Source organism: Pseudidiomarina aquimaris (assembly GCF_003987395.1).
Lineage (GTDB): Bacteria > Pseudomonadota > Gammaproteobacteria > Enterobacterales > Alteromonadaceae > Pseudidiomarina > Pseudidiomarina aquimaris.
The window spans coordinates 42,657-65,660 of the sequence record NZ_PIPT01000002.1; the positions used below are offsets into that span (position 1 = coordinate 42,657).

Consider the following 23,004-nt stretch of genomic DNA (forward strand, 5'->3'; position numbering starts at 1 on the left):
TTCGTTGTTCGTTATTCGTTATTCGTGGAATGTGGTTGCTTGGTCGCAAGATTCTTGCGCTCTCGTTTCCCTAGCATACAATGCTTGTCAGTTTAGCAAAGTTTACTCGAAAAAAATCATAAATTAAGCGGAGTTATTATGGGAGCTTCACGGCGTTTTACAACTACTTTAATGGCGGCATCATTGGCTATGGTTTTGGGCGGCTGTGCCGCGACCACGGGCTCTTCAGCGCAGTCCGACAGCGCTTCTTCGGTGCAGGTTATGAGCGAAGATGCGCGCTTTACCGAGGTCGCCACGCGGGTGTGGGAAGGCATGCAGAACCCAGTTGGCAGTGAAAACTCAGCGGCTAGCTTACCTTCGATGACTCCGGAAGCTGTCGCCGCCCGCGCCGAGCAGCAGCGCGCATGGCTCAATGAGTTGAAAGACATTGATACCGCAGCCCTATCGCGTGAAGAGTACATTAATTGGCGCATGCTCACCTATCGTCTGCAAAATGAAGTCGATGCCTACGATTTTAATGAGCATTACATGCCATTAAATGCCGAAGGTGGCTTTCATAGCTCGCTATCATTTATGGTTCGCAACACTGCGCTACGCAGTTACGAAGACTACCAAAACTATGTTGCCAAATTAGGTACCATTCCCCGCTACATGACCGAGCAAACGGCTTGGTTAGAGCGTGGCTTGGCTGAAGGGTATACCCAACCACGCGCATCGATGGTTGGCTTTGAAGACAGCATTGCTGCATTTATTGTGCAGGCTCCAGAAGAAAGTGTTTTCTATGAGCCTTTGCGTTCACAACCTAATTTTATCACCGACGCACAGTGGGCTGAATTACAAGCACAGGCTGCAGCGGTCATCGACGAGCAAGTCATTCCCGCTTATCAGAGCTATTTCGACTTTATGGTGATGGAGTACTTGCCTAATTGCCGCGAAACCATTGGCGCCTCATTTTTGCCAAACGGTGATGCCTATTATCAGAATCGTATCGAGCACTTTACGACGTTGGCGTTAACGCCAGAAGAGATCCACGAGCGCGGGTTAACTGAAGTCGCACGTATTCGTAATGAAATGATGCAGGTGATTGAGTCAACAGGATTTGAAGGTGACTTTGATGCCTTTGTTGAGTTTTTACGGACCGACCCTCGGTTTTATCCCGAAACAGCGGAAGAGCTACTTAAAGAAGCTTCCTATATTTCGAAGCGCATGGACGGCGAATTGCCGAAGTTCTTTAAATTATTGCCGCGCCAGCCTTATGGCGTTGCACCAGTGCCCGCGGAAATTGCACCGAAGTACACCACTGGCCGTTACGCCGGCACCTCGCGTGACGACCGCGCCAGTTTTTATTGGGTGAACACCTATGCGTTGGACCGTCGTCCGCTGTATCAATTGGAAGCTTTGACCTTGCACGAGGCTGTTCCAGGCCATCACTTGCAAAATGCTCTAGCGCGCGAAATGGAGGGCGTTCCTTCTTATCGCCAACGCACCTACATCTCCGCCTTCGGTGAAGGCTGGGGCTTGTATTCAGAGTGGCTGGGGCTTGAAGCCGGTTTCTACCAGGACCCGTACAGCAACTTCGGCCGCTTGAGCTATGAAATGTGGCGCGCCGCACGCTTAGTCGTCGACACCGGCATGCATTCAATGGGCTGGAGTCGTGAGAAAGCCATGGACTTTATGGCCTCAAACACTGCTCTGAGCTTGCACAACGTACGTACCGAAATCGACCGCTACATCACCTGGCCTGGACAAGCCCTGTCGTATAAGTTGGGTGAAATGCTGATCCGCTCACTGCGTCGTGAAGCCGAAGAAACCTTGGGTGGCAAGTTTGACCTGCGTGAGTTCCACTACCAAGTATTGAAGAACGGCAGCATCCCGCTCGACGTCCTCGAAACAGAAATCCGCAACTGGATCGACTCGCAACTCTAACCCCGGGGGGCAGACGCCCCCCTTTTTTGACTAGCATGAGAGAGGGCAGCCCTCCCTCATGCTAGCTTCTAGGCCTTGCGGGGCTTGGGGGTTATAGCAATTGTTAAACGTTGAAGAACTTGATGGTTAGCGGGTAATTTTGGATGACACCGTCGTTAGCTCGTATCGCACCCACGATAGCAAACACGATATGGCAAATAGCCAGAGCAATGAGGATGAAGATACCAATAACCACGAAAGTTAAGATGGCCCCGATAATTCCCCATATAAACGCTGAAATAATCCAGTTAAAGACAACCTTACCGTGAGCATCGATATAAGCACTTTCGTCTTTTTTGATAAGCCACATGACCAACGGTGCAATAAAACCGGCAAACGGAATGATGTAGCCCAAGAATTGTGAAAGGTGCAGCAACATAGCAAAAGTACGTTCGTCTTTGCTCGGTCCGGTAATAACAGTTGTTTCCTGTACGTTTTCCATTTTCTAGTTCCTTTTATTTATTTTATTTAGATCATTATTTTATCGATGCTTTTGGTTGCTAGCTTTTAATTCTATGCCTAGCATAGGCTATTAACTAACAACTTGTATCAGCAAAACTATGCCTGCTCAACCCACGATTTTTTGCAACCGCGCGCGCAGAATTGTCGATGCTGCTTTTATTAAAGTAGCAGGCAAGTTGTTATTTTTCTCTCACCTGCGCCCTTTTAGTTATTGGGATAATTATTATGGCGAGCATCCAGAAATCACCGAAGCTTTTTTTCGCCTACTTCATTATCCGACCCTACAGAAATACGACAACAAAGGTTTTATCGCAAGTAAAATCAACTCCTTAAATATAAGTGATTTATTTCCAGCAAGTTTCACGTCGGTATCCGATGCACTAGACTCCCCAAACGCTACGAATAAAATCTGGTTTATTAAGCCGACCTGTTCTACCAGTGGGAAAGGGATTCAATGTTTAACTGCGCAGGAACTTGTTGAATTCCAATTGCCTCCTCATCACATCATTCAGGAACAAGTAGCTGGCATAGAATTAATTAATGCGCATAAATACACCGCTCGAGCGTACGTGCTGATTTATGACAAGCGCGTTTTTCTATTTGACGACGGCTTCGTAATGATTCACAGCGTGCCCTACTCTGAAAATGCAACGGACTTTGCAGTTCAAGTTGATCATAGCGGTTATACAGAAGTCGGCAGCGCGATAAAAATGATGCGCACGGCTGAATTACCCAACTTCGAATTAAAATTGGCCCAGCTCAAACAAAAGATAAGCTTATTAAAACCTGTTCTAAGCGAGCTTATTGCTGCCAGTTCAACCCGTGAGTACGGATTATTAGGGATTGATCTGCTGTTCGATAAACACCACAATCCAACACTTATTGAAATTAATTCAAAAGCAAATTTCGTTCACACTGACACCATCAATTATTCTCTCAATATCCCCTTTTTCGCTGCTGTTATCGGCACGCTCTACACCCATATAAAAGATCCACGATTGATCGAGATTTAACGTACACCACTCGCCGCTAATATCCCTAGGGCAGAGGTCGGCCCGCAAATAGGAGCATGAGGGAGGGCTGCCCTCTCTAATGCAAGCATAAAAAAAGCGCGACGGTGAGGTCGCGCTTTATGCTTAAAGAGATATAAATATATCAATTGCGATATATTATGCCACTTCGATGGTCGGAATAATGTTCTGCTTCGCAGCATCTTCCGCGGCACGGAAGTCCGCCATTTGGTCGAAGTTTAAGTACTTATAAACCTCGCCAGCCATGGCGTTGATGTCAGCTGCGTATTCCATGTACTCCGCTGGCGTTGGCAATTTGCCTAAGATAGCGCCCACCGCTGCGAGTTCGGCAGAGGTCAGGTAAACATTTGCGCCATCGCCCAAGCGGTTCGGGAAGTTACGCGTTGAGGTCGACAACACGGTCGCACCTGGTTCAACACGGGCTTGGTTACCCATACACAGTGAACAACCTGGCATTTCGGTGCGCACGCCGTTGTTAGCGTAGATGTTGTAGTAACCTTCTTCACGCAGTTGTGCTTCGTCCATCTTGGTCGGTGGTGCAATCCACAGACGCGTGTTTAACGGATCAGAGTTCTTCTCGAGCAACTTACCCGCCGCACGGAAGTGACCGATGTTGGTCATGCACGAGCCGATGAAGACTTCGTCAACTTTGTCGCCAGCAACTTCGCTTAAGAACTTCGCGTCGTCTGGATCGTTCGGGCAGCAAACGATTGGCTCTTTGATTTCAGCCAAGTCGATTTCAATGACTTCTGCATATTCTGCATCAGCATCAGCACGCATCAACGATGGGTTGGCTAACCACTCTTCCATCTTACGGGCACGGCGCTCAAGGGTACGCACGTCACCGTAGCCTTCGTTGATCATCCAACGCAGCATGGTGATGTTCGAGCGTAGGTATTCAGCCACTGACTCTTCAGAAAGGTTAATCGTACAACCCGCAGCAGAACGCTCAGCTGAGGCGTCAGAAAGCTCAAACGCTTGTTCAACGGTCAGGTGATCAAGACCTTCGATTTCCAAGATACGACCTGAGAACGCGTTTTTCTTGCCGCGCTTTTCAACGGTCAACAAGCCTTGCTTAATCGCAAACGCAGGAATCGCGTGAACCAAATCACGTAAGGTGATGCCCGGCTGCATTTCGCCTTTAAAGCGCACAAGTACCGATTCAGGCATATCCAATGGCATAACGCCAGTGGCAGCTGCGAAAGCAACCAAGCCTGAACCCGCTGGGAATGAGATACCTAATGGGAAACGCGTGTGCGAGTCACCGCCAGTACCGACAGTGTCTGGCAGCAACATACGGTTCAACCAGCTGTGGATGATACCGTCGCCTGGACGCAGCGATACACCGCCACGGTTCATGATGAAATCAGGCAGCGTGTGCTGAGTATCGATGTCCACTGGCTTCGGATACGCAGCCGTGTGACAGAATGACTGCATGGTCAAATCGGCAGTGAAGCCCAAGCATGCCAAGTCTTTCAACTCGTCACGGGTCATTGGACCGGTGGTATCTTGCGAGCCCACAGTCGTCATCTTCGGTTCACAGTAAGTCCCTGGACGCACGCCTTCCATACCACAAGCTTTACCTACCATCTTCTGTGCCAAGGTATAACCCTTGCCAGAATCAGCCGGTTGCTCAGGCTTAAGGAACAAGTCCGATGGACCCATGCCCAGAGCTTCACGTGCTTTTTCAGTCAAACCACGACCGATGATCAAGTTGATACGACCGCCCGCACGCACTTCGTCAAGAATGACGCGTGACGCGTAGTCGTACTCAGCAATCACTTCGCCCGCTTCGTTTTCGATTTTGCCTTCATATGGGAAGATTGTGATCACATCGCCCATGTTCATTTTTTCGACGTCAGCTTCAAACACCAACGCACCAGCGTCTTTCATGGTATTGAAGAAGATTGGCGCAACCTTACCACCAATACAGATGCCGCCAGCACGCTTGTTTGGTGTACCTGGCATGTCTTCACCGATGTACCACAACACAGAGTTGGTCGCTGATTTACGTGAAGAACCGGTACCGACAACGTCACCTACAAATGCAACTGGGTGACCCTTCTCTTTTAGTTCTTCAATTTGCTTCGCTGCGTCAGTCACGCCTTCGCGCGGCATTTTGTACATGGCTTTTGCGTGCAAAGGAATATCTGGGCGCGACCATGCGTCTGGCGCAGGCGACAAGTCGTCAGTGTTGGTTTCGCCAGTTACCTTGAATACGCTGGCTTTGATTTGCTCTGGCATTTCATTGCGGCTCGTGAACCACTCACCAGCAGCCCATGATTCCACAACTTCTTTCGCCAACGCATTGCCGGCTTTCATTTTTTCTTCCACATCGTGGAAGGCGTCGAACATGAGCAAGGTGTGCTTCAGTTCGTAGGCAGCTAATTCACCTAGTTCAGCGTCATCAAGCAGCTCAACCAAGGTCACGATGTTGTAACCACCGTGCATGTTACCTAGCAATTTCACAGCGTCTTGCTTGCTAATCACTGGGCTTGATGCTTCGCCTTTGACGATGGCAGATAAGAAACCAGCTTTAACATAAGCAGCTTCATCAACACCTGGCGGTACACGCTCAGACAACAACTCAACCAAGAAAGCTTCTTCGCCAGCTGGTGGGTTCTTCAATAATTCTACGAGATCAGCGACTTGCTCTGGAGTTAATGGCTTCGGTGGGATGCCTTCAGCAGCGCGCTCTTCAACATGCTTACGATAGTCTTGCAGCACAGATTACCTCTACTTTGCTATGCGGATGAAATTAGGGGTGAAAATTTTGGGCGCAATTATAGGGGTTTTGCGGGCTAATTAAAATTCATACAGCGACATAAAACCTAATCTTTAGCATAAACAGCATGAATAAGAGCGTTGTTTGATGTTCGATGTTCGATGTTCGATGTTCGCTGTTGGTTTAAACAAAGAACAAACAGCGAATAGCAAACATCGTTTTTCGTGTTTTTACATCTGCTTACAGTTGGTGACGAAAAAATATATAGCTGACATAAACCTTTTACGTCTTAGAGCTATCTTAATATACAGGTCGAACGGGGGGACCTAACTATGAAAACACGCACCAACAAAGTAGTAAAAACCTTATGTACCACAGCTTTAGTGCTTGGCTTTAGCGCCAGCGCAATGGCTAACTCAATCACGCAAGACGATAGCGCACGGCAACCTGCTGTGCAGGCACAGCAAGTTTATAAGTACACCTATAAGGTAGAAAACTTCGCTGGCAGCATCGCGCAAGATATTCAATTGGCGCAGCAAGACATTATGTCGGACATGCTGGTAAGCCGTGATGCCGATATCGCTGCGGCGCTCGCGCGAACTGGCGCAGAACTGCAAGGCTACGCACTATTTGCGAGTGTCGGTGGTAGCAACCCATCTGCAGCAACATGGGATGTCGAAGCCGTCATTACCCTATTGCCGAGCTTTAAAGCGCGCGCTTACCTTTAAGTGCGTTGCCACTAAAGTGACGCCAGATAAGCTCTTCCGCGGGACCAGCGATACGTTCCGCGGAGCGCACAAGGTGAACCTCGAGGTTCACGTGGGTCATAAAACCAGGAATATCGATGCGCTCGAGCGCATGCCGTTGTAATGCATCGCCAACAAGGTCGCTTGGAATAATGCCCCAGCCCATGCCTGCCAGCAGCAATTCGCGCTGGGTAATTGAGTCATTCACGCGAATACGCTGCTGACCTGGCATGCGCATGATCTTGTCCAAATCGATACCAATATCTTGATCTTGTGGTATCAACATCGGCAGCTCCAACAAATCTTGTCGCTGCAAACGATTCAATGCTAAACCCTCCAGCAGCATCGGTGAACAAACCACCAATAGCTCAAATGGGCGCACGCGCACCGTTTCAAAGTCACCATGCTGGCGAAAGATTGGTAACCATGGGCACAATGCCAGCTCAGCCTCACCTTCACGAATACGCCGCAAAGCCCGCAATTGTGAGTCGCCACTCAGCAGCAGCTCGGTCGCTGGGTAGGAATTCTGCACTTGCTTAATGGCGGCAAAAAGCACTGACGGTGCACAGGTATAGTCGTAGGTAAGCCGTAATTGAGGCTCGGCCCCGGTTTGCAGCTGCGAGGCCAGAGAATGAAGGCGCTGCTGTTGTTTTACCACCTCGCGCGCTTGACGCAAAAACTGCCGCCCCTGCGGCGACAAGTTCAAGCGATAACCGCTACGGTCAAACAGCGGAAAGCCGACATCTTCCTCGAGATTCTTCAATGCCATGCTGATCGCTGCCTGGGTCCGATGCATGCGCTCAGATACGCCCTGCACCGAGCCGGTCTCGGCGAGCAGCACTAGCATTTCTAACTGACTTAATTTCATGGTAATCCCGAAAAGGCGTTGTTTGCTATTCGCTGTTTGTTGTTTGTTTAAACAAAAAGCGAACGAAGTGAGCGTGCAAACATCAAATAGCAAACAACGCTTTCTAAACTTTTCTTATCTTCTTTTTAATTTTTATTCAGTGTTACTTTACATTTTAAGCGACTAAACTAACAAGCATTAAATCGCATGACCGATGCAGGGGAAGTTCATGGTTCGAAACTTAGTCCTACTTTTTAGCTTGTGCACGTTAGCCGCATGCAGCGAGGCACCAGCGCAGCAAGAACGCGAAGAGGTGGTGCAGCCAGTAAAGCTGTACACGGTAGGTAGCGCCAGCAATGAGCGTTTTCGCGAATTTCCGGCGGTGATTGAGGCTGCGCAAGTTGCGCAGGTTGCATTTCGGGTGGCCGGTGAGATAACTCAATTTCCGGGGCAGCCTGGCGTGCAGGTACAACAGGGTGATTTAATAGCGAAGCTCGATCCGAAGGACTACCAGCTCGTGGTCGATCAAGCTCAGGCACGCTTTGAATTAGCCAACGCACAGTATCAGCGCACCAAGAACCTCGTTGATGAAGGAGTGATTTCGCCGCAGCAATTCGATGAGGTGAAAGCCAACCTTGAGGTGTCGCGTGCCAATCTAGAAACGGCCAAAGCCAATCTTAACTACACCGAGCTGCGTGCTCCTTTTGCCGGCACTATTGCCCATGTTTTCGTCGAAAACTTCGAAACCGTGCAACCCCAACGGCCTATTGCGACCTTGCAAATGGATGAAGCCATCGACATAAGTATTAATGTGCCAGAGCAACTATTTGCTCGTGTGCAGCGCCGCACTGACTACCAACCGGAGGTGCGCTTTACCGCGCAGCCGGAAAAAGTTTATCGCGCGCAGCTAAAAGAATGGGATTCCACCGCTGACCCAGCAACCAATACCTACAAAGTCGTGTTCACCATGCCGACGCCGCAAGACTTTAACGTGCTCCCCGGCATGTCCGCATCTGTTCGTGTCGACTCAGGTGCGGTTTCCAACAAGCCTGCCGACGGTGTCTACGTGCCTACCAGTGCAGTATTTTCGGCTACCACCGAAACCCCTGAAGCTGAGCCGCGGGTTTGGGTCTTTGACCCAGAGAGCCAGCAAGTTAGCCAACGACAAGTAAGCACCGGCAGTGTCACCGGTGAGGCAATTGAAATTACCGCCGGTCTGCGCGCCGGCGAGCAGGTGGTCGTGGCGGGTGTCCATGCCTTGCGTGACGGGCAAAAAGTTCGCCCTTGGGTGAAGGAGCGCGGTCTGTAATGGATATCGCACGCTTTAGTATACGTCGCAGCACTACCAGTTGGATGTTGCTTATTCTGCTGTTTGTCGGCGGTGTGTTAGCACTTACTAGCATTGGCCGACTCGAAGACCCAGAATTCACCCTCAAAAAGGCCATGGTCATCACGACCTACCCGGGCGCCACTGCGCAACAAGTGGAAGAAGAGGTCACCTATCGCCTTGAGAACGCCATTCAAGAGCTCGGTGACATTGACCATGTAAGTTCAATCTCGAAACCGGGCTTAAGCCAAATTACGGTGGACATGAAAACGACGCTGCGTGCCGATGATATGCCGCAGATCTGGGATGAGCTTCGCCGTAAGGTAAATGACGTAAGCCGGCGCCTGCCCCCTGGTGCTGGGCAGCCCATGGTGCGCGATGATTTCGCCGACGTTTACGGCATTATGCTTGCTATTACCGGAGAGGGCTACAGCTATGAAGACATCAAAGATTACACTGATTTTCTGCGTCGTGAGTTAGTGCTGGTTGACGGTGTTGGCAAAGTCACTGTTGCGGGTGAGCAACAAGAGCAAGTCATCGTCGAGATATCCCGTACCAAGCTGGCGAACTTTGGCATCGCACCACAGCAAGTCGTGAACTTGTTGCAAACACAGAATGCCGTCAGTGATGCGGGCCGCGTATTGAGTGGTAGCGAGCGAATTCGTTTACACACCACCGGTGAGTTTGCCGAAGTAGCCGACCTCGCTAACTTGATGATTAGTAATCCCGGAGCCAACGAACGTATACTCTTGAAAGACGTGGCCACGGTGAAACGCGATTATCAAGAAATCCCCAGCCACCTCGTGCGCTTCAATGGGGAAGACTCATTATGGCTCGGAATTTCGTTTACCTCTGACGTTAACGTGGTCGAGGTCGGCCAACGCGTCGAGCAACGACTCAGTGAGCTCAAGTATGCACAGCCCGCCGGCATGGAGTGGCGCTACATTTATAATCAGCCCGCCGAGGTTGATGAATCAGTGCAGAACTTCTTACTCAACTTGGCCGAAGCGGTTGCTATCGTCGTTATTGCCCTGCTTTTAACCATGGGCTTACGCAGCGGCGTACTGATCGGTGGTGTGTTGCTGATCACTGTACTCGGCAGCTTTATCTTCATGTATCTCATGGATATCCAGCTGCAGCGCGTATCGCTCGGCGCCTTAATTATTGCTCTTGGTATGCTGGTGGATAACGCTATTGTCATAGCGGAAGGCATGCTGGTCGGTGTACGACGCGGTTTGTCGCGCATCCAAGCCGCCAGCGTTATTGTGCAACAAAATATCTGGCCGCTATTGGGTGCCACCGCCGTTGCCGTTATTGCCTTCGCGCCTATCGGTTTGTCGAAAGACGCCAGTGGTGAATATGCCAATTCGCTGTTTTGGGTGCTGTTTATTTCGCTGTTTTTGAGCTGGTTTACCGCCATCACACTGACGCCCTTTTTAGGTAATATTTTGTATCGCCGTGATGCCCGCGCACGCAGCGCCAAGGAACAGCCGGAAGATGACGACCATGTTTATCAGCATTGGGTTTTCCGTGGCTACCGCCGCTTTTTAAATGTGTTCCTGAAATGGCGTAAGTTGACCATGGTGGGCATGCTGACCCTGCTCGTCCTCGCGGGTGTCGGTTTTACCACGATCAAGCAATCGTTCTTTCCGCCATCAACCACGCCGATGCTGTTTGTCGATGTCTGGTACCCGCAAGGCACCGATATTCGCGCCACTGCGGCGCAAGTGACCGAGCTCGAAGACTACCTTAAAAAAGAACATCCGGAGCTTACCTATGTCGCCAGTACCATTGGTCAAGGTGCGCCGCGGTTTACCCTGACCTATATGGTTGAAAAGTCCTATGAAAGCTATGCTCAGCTGATATTGCGTGCCGATAACAATGAGCAACTGCGGCAAATCGACAGAGATCTCACCGCCTATTTGCAACAACAGCAGCCCGATGTGCAATTCAAAATGAAACCGGTTGAAATGGGGCCGTCACAGACAGCGAAAATAGAGGCGCGCTTTAGTGGCCCTGATCCTGAGGTACTGCATCAATTGGCGGCAGAGGCTGAAGCAATTATGCGCAAAGACGCCGGCATTTATAATCTGCGCAACGACTGGCGCCAGCGCACCAAAGTGTTACAGCCTGAATTCAACGAAGCCGCCGCACGCCGTTTGGGCGTCACCAAGGCGGATGTCAACGATGTCTTGAAGCGTAATTTCAGTGGCCAAACCGTTGGGGTTTTCCGCGATGGCACGGAGCTTCTTCCTATAGTGGTACAAGCGCCGCTTGAAGAACGTCGCGAGATTGCCGATTGGCATGAATTACAAGTTTATTCACAAGCTCTGCAGCGTTCGATTCCTCTCGCGCAAGTGGTTAACGACATGCAACTGGTCGCTGAAGACCACCTGATCTTGCGCCGCGACCGTAAGCGTACCCTCACGGTCATGGCTGACCATGATATTTTTGGCGAAGAGACCGCTGCCATGGTGCTTGAGCGTATCCGTCCGGACATTGAAGCAATTCCCCTGCCGACCGGCTACGCCCTCGAATGGGGCGGTGAGTTTGAGGCCTCGAAAAAGGCTACCAGCGCTATCTTCCAAGCGCTGCCCTTTGCCTTTGTAGTGATGTTCGTTATTACCGTATTGCTGTTCAGTTCGATTCGCCAAGCCGGTGTACTGTGGACTACGGTGCCATTGAGCGTGATCGGGGTAACCCTAGGTCTAGCGCTGACCGGTCAACCGTTTGGCTTTATGGCGCTGCTTGGTTTCTTAAGCCTCAGCGGCATGTTGATTAAAAATGGCGTGGTGTTGTTGGAACAGATCCGCGTTGAATTAGCCGCGGGTAAGCCTGCCTTACAGGCGCTTGAAGACGCTGCGGTCAGCCGGGTACGACCGGTAATGATGGCAGCGGTCACCACCATTGTCGGGATGATACCGCTGCTGTTTGATGACTTCTTCGTCAGTATGGCCGTGGTTATTATGTTCGGCCTCGGCTTTGCTACCTTGCTAACCCTGGTGGTGGTACCGGTGATGTACGCGCTGGTGATGCGCGTACCTCACACGACGACCGAAAACTAGTCCTTCAATTGCCGGCGGTGCCATAAGTAATAGACCGCCGGTAACACGAACAAGGACAGCAACGGCGCTAATATCATGCCGCCAATCATCGGTGCGGCGATGCGTTGCATTACCTCACTACCCGTACCATGCGTCAACATAATCGGTAGTAAGCCAGCGACGATAGTGATCACCGTCATGGCCTTCGGACGCACACGTAGTACCGCACCTTCTTCAATGGCATCGTAAAGCTGTGCATGATTGCGCTCCTTGCGCGCATGCCACGCGTTGTTGAGATAGAGCAACATCACCACGCCGAACTCCGCTGCAACCCCAGCAAGAGCAATCATGCCCACGCCGACCGCAATCGATAGATTGTAGCCAAGCCACCAGAGGAACCACAGGCTACCGGTAAGAGCGAGCGGCAACGTCGCCATGATGAGTAGCGCTTGTTTAAAGGAGCGGAAGGTCAGGTAAAGTAATACCAGAATCACCGCAAGCGTGGCCGGAACGACTTGTTGCAACTTCGCTTTCACCCGTTGCATCGACTCGTATTGCCCTGACCATGACAATGAGTAACGCGCGGGTAACTCATAGTCGGCCAGTGCTGGCTCCGCGGCGGCAATCACGTCACCCACTGGGGTATTGGCGTCAACATCGATGAACACCCATCCCGTTGGACGCGCATTCTCACTACGGATCATGGCAGGACCATCGGTCACATTCACATCCGCAACCTGTTCCAAGGTCACCCAAGCGCCATTGGCGCTCATTAGCGGTAGCTGTTTGATCCGCTCAACATGATCACGTAACTCACGCGGATACCGTAAGGTGATCGGATAACGTTCCGTCCCTTCGATGGTCTCGGCAATCTGCGCGCCACCAATGGCGAACTGGATCAAACGTTGAATGCTTGCTTGATCAATGCCATAACGCGCTGCTTCCGCCAGACGCGGGCGAATTTCCAAATAGCGTCCTGCTGCTGGGCGCTCAGCGAATACCGATGCGACGCCAGGAATGTCCGCCAAGCGCTCTTCTAAGTCACTGCCTATGCGCTGGATTTCACTCAACTCTGGACCCGCAATTTTTAGCCCCAGCGGCGTCTTTAACCCTGTCGATAGCATGTCGATACGGGTCTTGATCGGCTGCACCCAAGCATTGGTGATGCCCGGTACATTCACTGTGGCATCAAGCTCCGCAATGATGTCTTGCAAGGTCACACCTTCTCGCCACTCACTCTCAGGCTTAAGCTGAATCGTGGTTTCAAGCATAGTCAGCGGCGCTGGGTCCGTCGCCGTATCCGCACGACCGGTTTTGCCGAACACGCGCTCGACTTCAGGCACCTGCTTGATTAGGCGGTCGGTACGTTGCAACAGTTCAGACACAGCGCCAGGGCTGATACCTGGCATCGTGGTCGGCATGTATAGCAAGTCACCCTCTTGCATGGTCGGCATAAACTCACTGCCCATTTTGCTCAGAGGATAGTAACCACTTACTGTCACTAAAACAGCGATAACTACCACTGTTTTTGGCATCTTCAAGACGCCATGTAGAAACGGGCGATAGAGCCAAATCAGCACACGAGTGATGGGATTACGCTCTTCGCTAATAATCTTGCCGCGCACGAAATAGCCCATTAACACCGGTACTAAGGTGATGGCTAGTAACGCTGCTGCAGCCATCGCGAAGGTTTTGGTATAAGCCAATGGCGAAAACAGACGACCTTCTTGGGCCTCAAGTGAGAACACCGGCACAAAGCTGAGAGTGATAATCAGCAAGGACAAGAACAGCGCAGGACCCACTTCAATCGTGGCGTTCCGAATCAAACGCCAATGCTCCGCGCCTTTCGCTTCTTGTCCATATTCTTCACGATAGTACTGCAAATGCTTGTGCGCGTTTTCCACCATCACGATGGCAGCATCAACAAGCGCCCCGATGGCAATCGCGATACCACCTAAACTCATAATGTTGGCGTTGATCCCTAGCCAGCGCATGACAATAAAACTCATCAACACCGCTAACGGCAGCGTGATGATGACAACCAGCGCCGAGCGCACGTGTAGCAAGAACAAAACAATCACTAAGCCAACAAAAACCATCTCTTCGATGAGTTTGGTGGTGAGATTGTCCACCGCGCGATGGATAAGAGCCGAGCGGTCATAGGTGGGTACGATTTCGACCCCTGCAGGCAAACCTTGCTGCAGTGTTTTGAGCTTATCGCGCACACGTTCAATGGTCGCAAGAGCATTCTCGCCATGGCGCATCACTACGATACCGCCGACGACTTCACCCTCGCCGTCGAGTTCGGCGATACCACGGCGACTCTCAGGACCACGACGCACGGTGGCGACATCGGCTAAGGTAATGGCATTGCCAGCGCTGCTCCGCACGGGTAACGGCAGCTCCTTTAAATCGTCAAGCGACTGGATATAGCCTGTGCCACGCACCATGTACTCAGCTTCTGCCATCTCAACAATGCCGCCACCGACTTCTTGGTTAGCGCTCGTGATAGTACTGCGCACTTGCTCAAGCGTTAGGCCATAGGTTTGCAACCGATAAGGGTCGACCACCACTTGATAGGCTTGCACCATACCTCCGACAGTGGCGACTTCGGCCACCCCGGCGACACTTTGCAGCTCTTGCTTTAAGAACCAATCTTGTAGACTTGTCAGCTCACCGAGATGCCGCTCACCGGAACGGTCCACCAGGGCATACTGAAATACCCAACCCACACCGCTGGCATCAGGTCCTAAACGTGGCGTCACGCCAGCAGGCAAACGTTCAGCGGCTTGATTTAAATACTCCAAGACACGACTGCGGGCCCAATAAATGTCGGTGCCTTCCTCGAATAAGATATACAGATACGAGTCGCCAAAGAACGAGAAACCGCGCACTTCGGTCGAGCCAGGCACTGCCAACATCAAGTTAGCTAACGGCCATGTGACTTGCTCTTCGACTAATTGCGGCGCTTGCCCTGGGTACGGGGTCTTTACGATCACTTGGACATCGGACAAATCGGGAATGGCATCGAGCGGTGTACTGCTCATAGCGCGCCAACCAAACCAAGCGGCGAAGAGTGCGGCAATCAGCACCAACATGCGATTGCCGAGACTCCAATCGATAATTTTAGTGAGCATGGGCGCCTCCGCTTGCCGGCTGTTGACCACCCAGGCGACTCGCTTTTAAGCTCGCTTCTGAATCAAGCAGGAACTGCCCTGAGGTGACCACACGCTCACCTTCTTGTAAGCCGTGCATGATTTCCGCTTCATCGCCAACGATTAAGCCAACATGCACATCACGTTGCTCGAAAGTGTTGTCCGCGGTTTGCACCACGACTCGGTTAGTCGAGCCAGTTAAGATAAGACTACTGACCGGAACGGCCAGCACGTCGCGCTTTGGACCACCGTAGAGCTCAACCCGTGCTTGCATACCGACCTGAATTTCCGTTGCATTGACGCGTTGCGGTAATTTAATGCGCACACGCTGGGTTTTCGCCTGCGCATCAAGTTCAGGATAGATATAGTCGATTTCGGTTTCGTAAGCATTGAGGCCCGCTTGTGGCAGGGTGACATCCGCTGGAGCTTGTGGGCGTAGCCAGTCACTGTAGCGCTCTGGTACGTCGGCAATCAGCCATGCGCTCTCATCGCCGGTAATCGTTAAGAGCTCCACTCCAGGTTCTACATACATGCCCTCGGCAACGTTCAGAGCAGTCACAATACCTGATTGTTTGGCATGCACTGGCAAGCGATAGAAGATCTCTTGGCTCTGTTCGAGTTGCGCGATTTGTTCCGCAGTGAAACCCAAGAGCTCTAAGCGCAAACGGCCGTCGCGTAATAAGCGCTTCGCCTGTTGTGCAGAAAGCGAACTTGCCGCATCAAGTGCTTGCAAAAAGTCCTGCTGAGCGACCACTAGCTCTTTGCTGTAGATGCTATACAGAGGGTCGCCTTTAGCGACACGCTGCCCTTCGCTGCGCACAAATAACTGCTCCAACCAACCCGCAGCACGCGTATGGATGTGCCAACGTGCATCATCATTCCATTGCACCGTGGCAAGGGTTGGGAGGTAACGCCACAGGGTCGTGCGCGCAACGGTTGTGGTGGTGATACCCAGATTTTGTTGCATCTGACCGCTAATTTCGACATGAATCTCTATTGTCGGCTTCTGCGGTTCTAAATCCATCCCACAAATCGGACAGGTTCCGGGTTCATCGCGCACAATATGGCTGTGCATCGGACACACGTATTGCACCTGTTCATCGGCATTTTCTTCACCCATCAACTGCTCTTCAGCTGGGGTCTTTTCTGTCATGTCGGTCGTTTCACTGCCATGTTGGCTATGATCATGATCTTGTGCGTGGGCACTTTGTGCGACGACATTAAACGCCAGTAATAGAGCCAACAGGCTCACCATCCATCGAGATAAAAACATACATTACTCCTGCAAAAACAAACTGAGAAAAACGAGATCAGCTGTTCGCAGGCATCGGTGGACGTTCGAGACGGTCTTTGCGGGTAATGAGGTGAGCAAAAGTAGGCAACCAGCGTCGTTGTTCGGGCAGGACACGGGCTGAAGAGTAATTGGGTAGCAAGGCTAGCGCGCTTGCACCACAAAAGTGCTGGCAGTCACCACAACTGCCATCACAGGACATATGTTCAGCCATGGTCGTTGTATGAACCTTGGTTTCTTCACTGTCTTCACAGCAGGCATGATCTGCCGCCATGTCGTTATGTTGCATACTCATTGTTGCCTCGCTCGCAGGCGCAGCCGCAAACGCTGGAGCCACAAGTGGCACCAGCAAAAGCATCAGAATAAGTAAGCGTGTCATAACGTTCATGGCGACAGTCTAACCCATTTCTTACCAGATAGTCACGCGTTCTTCAGGCGGGATGTACATCTCGTCACCTGGTTTTACGTCAAATGCTTCGTAAAACGCTGGAACGTTGACTACGGTTCCGTTCACACGGTAGTACGCTGGCGAGTGTGGGTCGCTGAGTACTTGGTTACGGGTGTACTCGTCACGTTGCTTGGTCTGCCAAACTTGCGCCCAGCCAAGGAATACACGTTGTTCACCGGTAAAGCCATCAAGAACTGGTGACTCTTCACCATTCAACGAGTCTTTGTAAGCTCTGTAAGCAATAGTCAGACCCGCCAAATCACCGATGTTCTCACCAAGAGTCAGCTTGCCGTTCACAAATACACCTTCGATCGGCTCGTAAGTATCGTATTGGGCCGCGAGCATGGCACCGCGCTCGTCAAAGGCTTCGCGGTCGCTATCGGTCCACCAGCTTTGCAAGTTACCGTCACCGTCATACTTTGAACCTTGGTCGTCGAAGCCGTGACCGATCTCGTGACCGATAACCGCACCGATACCACCGTAGTTAACCGCGTCTTCAGCGTTCAAATCAAAGAATGGTGGTTGCAAGATACCTGCTGGGAACACGATCTCGTTACGCACTGGGCTGTAATAGGCGTTCACCGTTTGCGGCGTCATGCCCCAGTCTTCTTCTTTGACTGGCTCACCGATCTTGCTGATATTCTCTTGATAATCGAACTCAGAAGAACGCTTGTAGTTACCCACCAAGTCGTCTTCGGTTACAACCAATGCCGAGTAGTCACGCCACTCGCTTGGGTAGCCAATATACGGAGTAAACTTGCTGAGTTTTTCCAAAGCTTTTTGCTTGGTTTCTTCACTCATCCAGTCGAGTTCTTTGATTGACTCGCCGTACGCTTTGATAAGGTTATCAACCAACGTTTCCATGCGCTGCTTCGCCGCTGGTGGGAAGTATTCAGCAACGTAAAGTTGACCTAGAACTTCGCCCAGGGCACCGTCAGTCGCATCAACACCGCGTTTCCAGCGAGGTTGCTGCTCTGGTGTACCGTTGAGGACTTTACCGTAGAACGCAAAACGGCGGTCGCTGATGTCTTCGCTGAGTGCGCTGGCAAAACCATTCACCAAACGCAGGCTTAAGTAGTGCTGCCACGTTTCCAATGGCACATCAGCAAACATGCTGCCGAAGCTTTCGAAGTACGACGGTTGACGCACCACTGCATCTTGTACGGTAGCAATGCCTGCGGCTTCGGTATATGCGCCAAGGTTGAAGTCGCCCAATAGTTCCTTCACTTCATCCATGGTTTTCTTGTTGTAGGTTTTATCCGCGTTACGGCTTTCAACCCGGCTCCACTGCACTTCGGCAAGCTTGGTTTCAAGCTCAAGTACGGCTTCTGCGGCCGCTTCTGCTTCAGCGTAGTCAACTAAGCCCAAAACATCTTTGATATAAGACTTGTACGCTTCACGGATTTCAACGAATTTTTCTTCGTCTTTCAGGTAGTAGTCGCGATCCGGCAAGCCAAGACCTGATTGGCTCATGTACATGGTATTCACATCTGGATTTTTCGCATCGGCGTACACGTAGAAGCCGAACGGCGAGCTAATACCAAAACGCGCCATTTGCGCAAAGTGCGCCGCCACTTGGTCGTGGTTTTGCAGATTAGCAATTGCAGCGAGGTCTTCAGCAATCGGCTCATAACCCAAGCTATTCAGACGCTCGACGTCCATGTAGCTGTTATAGAAATCACCAATTTTATCTGCGTTTGAACCGGCTTCAGGCGAGCTCTTTGCCGCATTTTCGATGATCGAACGCAGACGTTCTTGGTTTTCATCACGCAGTTCGTTGAATGAACCAATGCGCGAACGGTCCGCAGGGATCTCGGTTTTCTCAACCCAGCCGCCATTCACATAGGTGAACAGGTCGTCTTGTGGACGTACGCTGGTATTGAAGTCTTGCAGGTCGAGGCCTGAAGTGAGCTGTTGCTGTTGTGCTTCGGCCTGTGGTTGCTCAGTTGAGCTGGTTTCAGTGGATTGCTGTGGCGAACACGCCGCTACACCCAGTGCCAAGGCGACACTAAGCGCTAAAGTACTAACTTTACGCATAACTTCCTCTTAACTAATAAGAGCGATGTTTGCTATTCGCTGTTCGCTGTTTGTTTTTCGAACAACAAATAGCAAACAGCAAACAACGCTTTCCGCTTTAATGGCCTATCACGTCTTCGGTGAATAGGTATTCTTTTAATTCTTCGTCAAACTTTTTATCGCGCCGGCGGATCCACTCCAACGTCATTGCCGCATGTTCTTTTTCTTCATCACGGTTGTGAATCAGAATCTTACGCAGCTCATCGTCTTTACAGACATCAATACGTTGGTTGTACCAATCTACGGCTTCCAATTCTTCCATGAGGGAAATGATGGCACGATGCATGTCGCGGGTATCGTCCGACAACAGTTCGTAGGGTTCATGATAACCTTCGTTTGCCATAACTCGCTCCTTTCTTGTGTAAAAAAGTTTTTCTGCGAAGTACCTCTTTACCTTACGGGATGCGGCGTGGTTGTACAACTGCAATGCGCTGCGGGGTAACGAATGATTGCGGCGGTTGGTCGCAAACAAAAACACCGCGAGGCCGAGGCGATCGCGGTGTTCTTTTACCATCGAGGTGATGGCGAGTTAGACCCGTAGTAGAACTACGGGCTACTTTTTCTTGGCTTTTTTGTTCGGTAGGTCAGTGATTGAGCCTTCGAACACTTCTGCTGCCAAGCCTACTGATTCGTGCAGGGTTGGGTGAGCGTGGATGGTCAAGGCGATGTCTTCTGCATCACAGCCCATCTCGATAGCCAAACAGATTTCGCCTAGCAATTCACCAGCGTTTGAACCTACGGTTGCACCGCCGATGATGCGGTTGTTCTTGTCAAACAACAACTTGGTCATACCGTCGGTTGCACCCTGTGCGATAGCACGACCTGAAGCTGACCATGGGAACACCGCTGCTTCGTACTCGATGCCTTGCTCTTTCGCTTCTTTCTCGGTTAAACCTGCCCACGCAACTTCTGGATCAGTGTACGCGATTGAAGGAATAACCTTAGGATCGAAGTAGTGCTTCTTACCAGCGATAACTTCTGCAGCAACGTGGCCTTCATGCACTGCTTTGTGCGCCAGCATTGGTTGGCCAACCAGGTCACCGATAGCGAAGATGTTCTTCACGTTGGTGCGCATTTGCTTGTCGACTTCAATAAAGCCACGGTCGCTTACGTTTACGCCAGCGTTCTCGGCGCCAACTTTACCACCGTTTGGCGCGCGGCCAACAGCGACTAAGATAGCGTCATACTTGACTGGTTTCTCAGGTGCTTTGTCGCCTTCGAAGGTCACGTAGATGCCGTCTTTCTTAGCTTCAACTTTGGCGGCTTTGGTGTTCAACATGATGTTGTCGAACTTGCCTTTGATGCTCTTCATGAACGGCTTGATGATGTCTTTATCGGCCGGTGGAATCAACTGATCCGTCATTTCCACAACGTCGATTTTCGAACCCAATGCGCTATACACACAGCCCATTTCGAGACCGATGATACCGCCGCCCAAAATCAACATACGGTCAGGAACAAAACGCAACTCAAGCGCTGCTGTTGAGTCCCAAACGCGCTCGTCGTCATGCGGTACGAAAGGCAGCTTGATCGACTGAGAACCGGCCGCGATGATCGCGTGCTCAAAGTTGATAACTGTCTCGTTGCCGTCACTATCTTTTACTTTAAGCTGTTTGTCGCTAGCGAATTCACCAGTACCGGTTACGGTTTTGACTTTACGCATTTTCGACATTTGGCCAAGACCACCGGTCAACTGACCGATGACTTTTTCTTTATACTTACGAATCTTGTCGAGGTCGATTTTTGGCTCACCAAAGGCCACGCCTTCGTCGGCCATGTGCTTCGCATCTTCAATGTGCTTGGCAAGGTGCAACAAGGCTTTTGATGGGATACAGCCAACGTTCAAGCACACCCCACCAAGGGTGTTGTAACGCTCAACCAATACGGTTTCCAAACCTAAGTCAGCGGCACGGAAGGCTGCTGAATAACCACCAGGGCCTGCACCGAGTACGACCACTTGGGCATTAATTTCTTTGCTCATGACGACCTCTTACTTTCGTAGAATCTTTGAGAATTCGATTAAAATTCGCGCGGGGCGGATTATAACAGCCCCAGCGCGATTTGTTTAATTTATAGAACCAGTTTGCGAATATCTGACAACACGTTGCACAGATATACACTAAAGCGTGCGGCTACCGCGCCGTCAATGACACGATGGTCGTATGACAAGCTGGTTGGCAACATCAAGCGTGGCTCAAAATCTTTACCGTTCCATTTCGGTTTCATTTCACTTTTCGAAACGCCCAAAATAGCAACGTCAGGTGCATTCACGATTGGCGTAAACGCGGTACCACCAATGCCACCTAGACTCGAGATTGAGAAACACCCACCCTGCATGTCTTGTGACTTCAGTTTGCCGTCACGGGCGCGAGTGCTAACGTCGACCAGCTCTTCTGACAATTCGTAAATGCCCTTTTTGTCGACATCACGAATCACTGGCACTACAAGGCCTCCCGGAGTGTCCACTGCGATACCGATATGAATGTATTTTTTCATGATCAGATGTTCGCCGTCTTCGTGCAGTGACGAATTGAACACTGGGTACTCTTGCAACGCTTTCGCCACCGCTTTCATGATGAACACCAATGGGGTGATCTTCACGCCGTCTTTTTTCTTCGCTTGCAGTTCGTTTTCTTGCTTACGGAACTTCTCAAGCTCGGTAATATCAGCTTCGTCGAACTGCGTAACGTGTGGGATGGTAACCCAGTTACGGTGCAGATTCGGGCCTGAAATCTTTTGAATGCGCGTCAATGGCACTTCTTCGATTTCGCCGAACTTGCTGAAGTCGACTTTTGGCGGTGCAATCACTTGCAAGCCACCAGCGCCCTGTGCAGCGCCTGCCGAAGCCGTTGCTTTTGGACGTGACAATTCGTACTTCACGTATTCCTGCACGTCTTCTTTCAAGATGCGTTCTTTGCGACCTGAGCCTTTGACTTGGTTAAGGTCGACACCGAATTCGCGTGCTAAACGACGTACCGCAGGTGAAGCATAGGCAAGGCCTTCCGCTTTACCTTTTTTGTCCAACGGATGATCCGGTACCGGCGGAGCTTTGCGCTCTCCAGAAGCGGTCACACGCCCCTCGTCGGCTTTCTCCGATTTCGCATCGTCCTCCAGGGCTGCCCCGGAGCGGGCTGCCCTCTCTGCATCGTCGTCAGACGATGCACCGGCGTCAGCCGGAGAAGATCCCGATTCGTCGGATGCATCGGCGCCAGCCGACGAAGATCCTGAAGCGACCTCCAAGGTAATCACCAACGACCCTTCACTAACCTTGTCGCCAACCTTAACTTCAACCGATTTCACGGTGCCGGCTTGCGGGCTTGGCACGTCCATGGTCGCTTTGTCGGTTTCGAGGGTGATCAGGCCATCTTCTTTCTCGATGCTATCGCCTTCATTTACCAATACCTCGATGACGTCAACTTCGCCGTCTTCGCCGATGTCTGGAACTTTGACTTCGATGGTTTTAGTTTCGCCACCGGTGTTGGTGTCGGCATCGTTGTCAGAGTCGGTGTCAGAATCACCATCGGTGTCGGTGGAGGATTCCCCCGTGGTAGAACCACGGGCTACGTCGTCGTCAGACGATGCATCGGCGCCAGCCGACGAAGATCCCGAATCATCAGATCCCGAATCCTCCGCAGCGCTCAGCATCGCAATAAGATCCCCTTCCGAAATCTTGTCGCCTACGCTCACTTTAATTTCATCCACGGTACCGCCAAATGGCGCCGGAATGTCCATCGAGGCTTTGTCGCTTTCAACAGTGATCAAACCGTCTTCGGCTTCAACGCTGTCGCCCTTGCTCACCAGAATTTCGATGACTTCGACTTCGTCGCCGCCGACATCGGGGGCGAGTACTTCTTTTAAATCTGCCATAGTCGTCTGCGCTCCCGTGG

General features: G+C 51.2%; 15 protein-coding genes. 5 read left to right on the top strand and 10 right to left on the bottom strand.

The window, feature by feature from the left end:
* The first annotated feature begins 138 nt into the window (after positions 1–138).
* A complete protein-coding gene (locus CWE21_RS03210; RefSeq protein WP_241970209.1) occupies positions 139–1,926 on the top strand; it encodes a DUF885 domain-containing protein in 1,788 nt (595 codons plus the stop codon).
* Between the two features lie 103 nt (positions 1,927–2,029).
* Here the strand turns inward: CWE21_RS03210 and CWE21_RS03215 are convergent, their stop codons facing one another.
* Positions 2,030–2,407, bottom strand: a complete 378-nt coding sequence (locus CWE21_RS03215; RefSeq protein ID WP_126833035.1) for a DUF4870 domain-containing protein — start codon at positions 2,405–2,407, stop codon at positions 2,030–2,032.
* Between the two features lie 118 nt (positions 2,408–2,525).
* On the opposite strand from CWE21_RS03215, the gene CWE21_RS03220 reads away from it, so the two are divergent.
* Positions 2,526–3,440: an ATP-grasp domain-containing protein gene (locus CWE21_RS03220; protein WP_126833036.1), complete on the top strand. Its 915-nt coding sequence runs from the start codon at positions 2,526–2,528 to the stop codon at positions 3,438–3,440.
* Between the two features lie 156 nt (positions 3,441–3,596).
* Here CWE21_RS03220 and acnB read toward each other — a convergent pair whose 3' ends face one another.
* Positions 3,597–6,185 (bottom strand): bifunctional aconitate hydratase 2/2-methylisocitrate dehydratase, encoded by a 2,589-nt coding sequence (gene acnB / locus CWE21_RS03225; RefSeq protein WP_126833037.1) that lies wholly within the window; start codon positions 6,183–6,185, stop codon positions 3,597–3,599.
* A 330-nt stretch (positions 6,186–6,515) separates the two neighbouring features.
* Between acnB and CWE21_RS03230 the strand changes: the two genes are divergently transcribed.
* On the top strand, positions 6,516–6,911 hold the full coding sequence (locus CWE21_RS03230) for a hypothetical protein (RefSeq protein WP_126833038.1): 396 nt from the start codon (positions 6,516–6,518) through the stop codon (positions 6,909–6,911).
* Here the strand turns inward: CWE21_RS03230 and CWE21_RS03235 are convergent.
* The gene (locus tag CWE21_RS03235) at positions 6,889–7,797 is read right to left on the bottom strand and encodes a LysR family transcriptional regulator (RefSeq protein WP_126833039.1); all 909 of its coding nucleotides are present in this window, start codon (positions 7,795–7,797) and stop codon (positions 6,889–6,891) included. The genes CWE21_RS03230 and CWE21_RS03235 overlap by 23 nt on opposite strands.
* A 208-nt stretch (positions 7,798–8,005) precedes the next feature.
* Here CWE21_RS03235 and CWE21_RS03240 point away from each other — a divergent pair, with 208 nt between their 5' ends.
* Both CWE21_RS03240 and CWE21_RS03245 read left to right on the top strand, forming a co-directional pair.
* A complete protein-coding gene (locus CWE21_RS03240) occupies positions 8,006–9,085 on the top strand; it encodes an efflux RND transporter periplasmic adaptor subunit (protein ID WP_126833040.1) in 1,080 nt (359 codons plus the stop codon).
* On the top strand, positions 9,085–12,168 hold the full coding sequence (locus tag CWE21_RS03245) for an efflux RND transporter permease subunit (protein WP_126833041.1): 3,084 nt from the start codon (positions 9,085–9,087) through the stop codon (positions 12,166–12,168). The genes CWE21_RS03240 and CWE21_RS03245 overlap by 1 nt, the downstream gene beginning before the upstream one ends.
* Here CWE21_RS03245 and CWE21_RS03250 read toward each other — a convergent pair.
* The 7 genes from CWE21_RS03250 to aceF all read right to left on the bottom strand — a co-directional run bounded on the left by CWE21_RS03250 (position 12,165) and on the right by aceF (position 22,984).
* Positions 12,165–15,284: an efflux RND transporter permease subunit gene (locus CWE21_RS03250; RefSeq protein ID WP_126833042.1), complete on the bottom strand. Its 3,120-nt coding sequence runs from the start codon at positions 15,282–15,284 to the stop codon at positions 12,165–12,167. The genes CWE21_RS03245 and CWE21_RS03250 overlap by 4 nt on opposite strands.
* Positions 15,274–16,575, bottom strand: a complete 1,302-nt coding sequence (locus tag CWE21_RS03255) for an efflux RND transporter periplasmic adaptor subunit (protein ID WP_126833043.1) — start codon at positions 16,573–16,575, stop codon at positions 15,274–15,276. The genes CWE21_RS03250 and CWE21_RS03255 overlap by 11 nt, the downstream gene beginning before the upstream one ends.
* A 37-nt stretch (positions 16,576–16,612) precedes the next feature.
* Positions 16,613–16,972 (bottom strand): hypothetical protein, encoded by a 360-nt coding sequence (locus tag CWE21_RS03260; RefSeq protein WP_198675051.1) that lies wholly within the window; start codon positions 16,970–16,972, stop codon positions 16,613–16,615.
* A gap of 30 nt (positions 16,973–17,002) precedes the next feature.
* Entirely contained in the window at positions 17,003–19,078 is a 2,076-nt protein-coding gene (locus CWE21_RS03265) for a M13 family metallopeptidase (RefSeq protein ID WP_126833045.1), read from the bottom strand.
* A 97-nt stretch (positions 19,079–19,175) separates the two neighbouring features.
* A complete protein-coding gene (locus CWE21_RS03270; RefSeq protein WP_126833046.1) occupies positions 19,176–19,460 on the bottom strand; it encodes an encapsulin-associated ferritin-like protein in 285 nt (94 codons plus the stop codon).
* A gap of 210 nt (positions 19,461–19,670) precedes the next feature.
* Positions 19,671–21,098: a dihydrolipoyl dehydrogenase gene (gene lpdA, locus CWE21_RS03275; RefSeq protein ID WP_126833047.1), complete on the bottom strand. Its 1,428-nt coding sequence runs from the start codon at positions 21,096–21,098 to the stop codon at positions 19,671–19,673.
* Between the two features lie 89 nt (positions 21,099–21,187).
* Positions 21,188–22,984: a dihydrolipoyllysine-residue acetyltransferase gene (gene aceF, locus CWE21_RS03280; protein ID WP_126833048.1), complete on the bottom strand. Its 1,797-nt coding sequence runs from the start codon at positions 22,982–22,984 to the stop codon at positions 21,188–21,190.
* Positions 22,985–23,004: the final 20 nt, after the last annotated feature.

What these genes read in the sequence shown, in the direction of transcription:
- CWE21_RS03210 (WP_241970209.1), top strand. Translation starts at nt 139, where the DNA reads ATGGGAGCTTCACGGCGTTTTACAACTACTTTAATGGCGGCATCATTG.
- CWE21_RS03215 (WP_126833035.1), bottom strand. Translation starts at nt 2,407, where the DNA reads ATGGAAAACGTACAGGAAACAACTGTTATTACCGGACCGAGCAAAGAC.
- CWE21_RS03220 (WP_126833036.1), top strand. Translation starts at nt 2,526, where the DNA reads ATGCCTGCTCAACCCACGATTTTTTGCAACCGCGCGCGCAGAATTGTC.
- CWE21_RS03230 (WP_126833038.1), top strand. Translation starts at nt 6,516, where the DNA reads ATGAAAACACGCACCAACAAAGTAGTAAAAACCTTATGTACCACAGCT.
- CWE21_RS03235 (WP_126833039.1), bottom strand. Translation starts at nt 7,797, where the DNA reads ATGAAATTAAGTCAGTTAGAAATGCTAGTGCTGCTCGCCGAGACCGGC.
- CWE21_RS03240 (WP_126833040.1), top strand. Translation starts at nt 8,006, where the DNA reads ATGGTTCGAAACTTAGTCCTACTTTTTAGCTTGTGCACGTTAGCCGCA.
- CWE21_RS03245 (WP_126833041.1), top strand. Translation starts at nt 9,085, where the DNA reads ATGGATATCGCACGCTTTAGTATACGTCGCAGCACTACCAGTTGGATG.
- CWE21_RS03250 (WP_126833042.1), bottom strand. Translation starts at nt 15,284, where the DNA reads ATGCTCACTAAAATTATCGATTGGAGTCTCGGCAATCGCATGTTGGTG.
- CWE21_RS03255 (WP_126833043.1), bottom strand. Translation starts at nt 16,575, where the DNA reads ATGTTTTTATCTCGATGGATGGTGAGCCTGTTGGCTCTATTACTGGCG.
- CWE21_RS03260 (WP_198675051.1), bottom strand. Translation starts at nt 16,972, where the DNA reads ATGACACGCTTACTTATTCTGATGCTTTTGCTGGTGCCACTTGTGGCT.
- CWE21_RS03265 (WP_126833045.1), bottom strand. Translation starts at nt 19,078, where the DNA reads ATGCGTAAAGTTAGTACTTTAGCGCTTAGTGTCGCCTTGGCACTGGGT.
- CWE21_RS03270 (WP_126833046.1), bottom strand. Translation starts at nt 19,460, where the DNA reads ATGGCAAACGAAGGTTATCATGAACCCTACGAACTGTTGTCGGACGAT.
- lpdA (WP_126833047.1), bottom strand. Translation starts at nt 21,098, where the DNA reads ATGAGCAAAGAAATTAATGCCCAAGTGGTCGTACTCGGTGCAGGCCCT.
- aceF (WP_126833048.1), bottom strand. Translation starts at nt 22,984, where the DNA reads ATGGCAGATTTAAAAGAAGTACTCGCCCCCGATGTCGGCGGCGACGAA.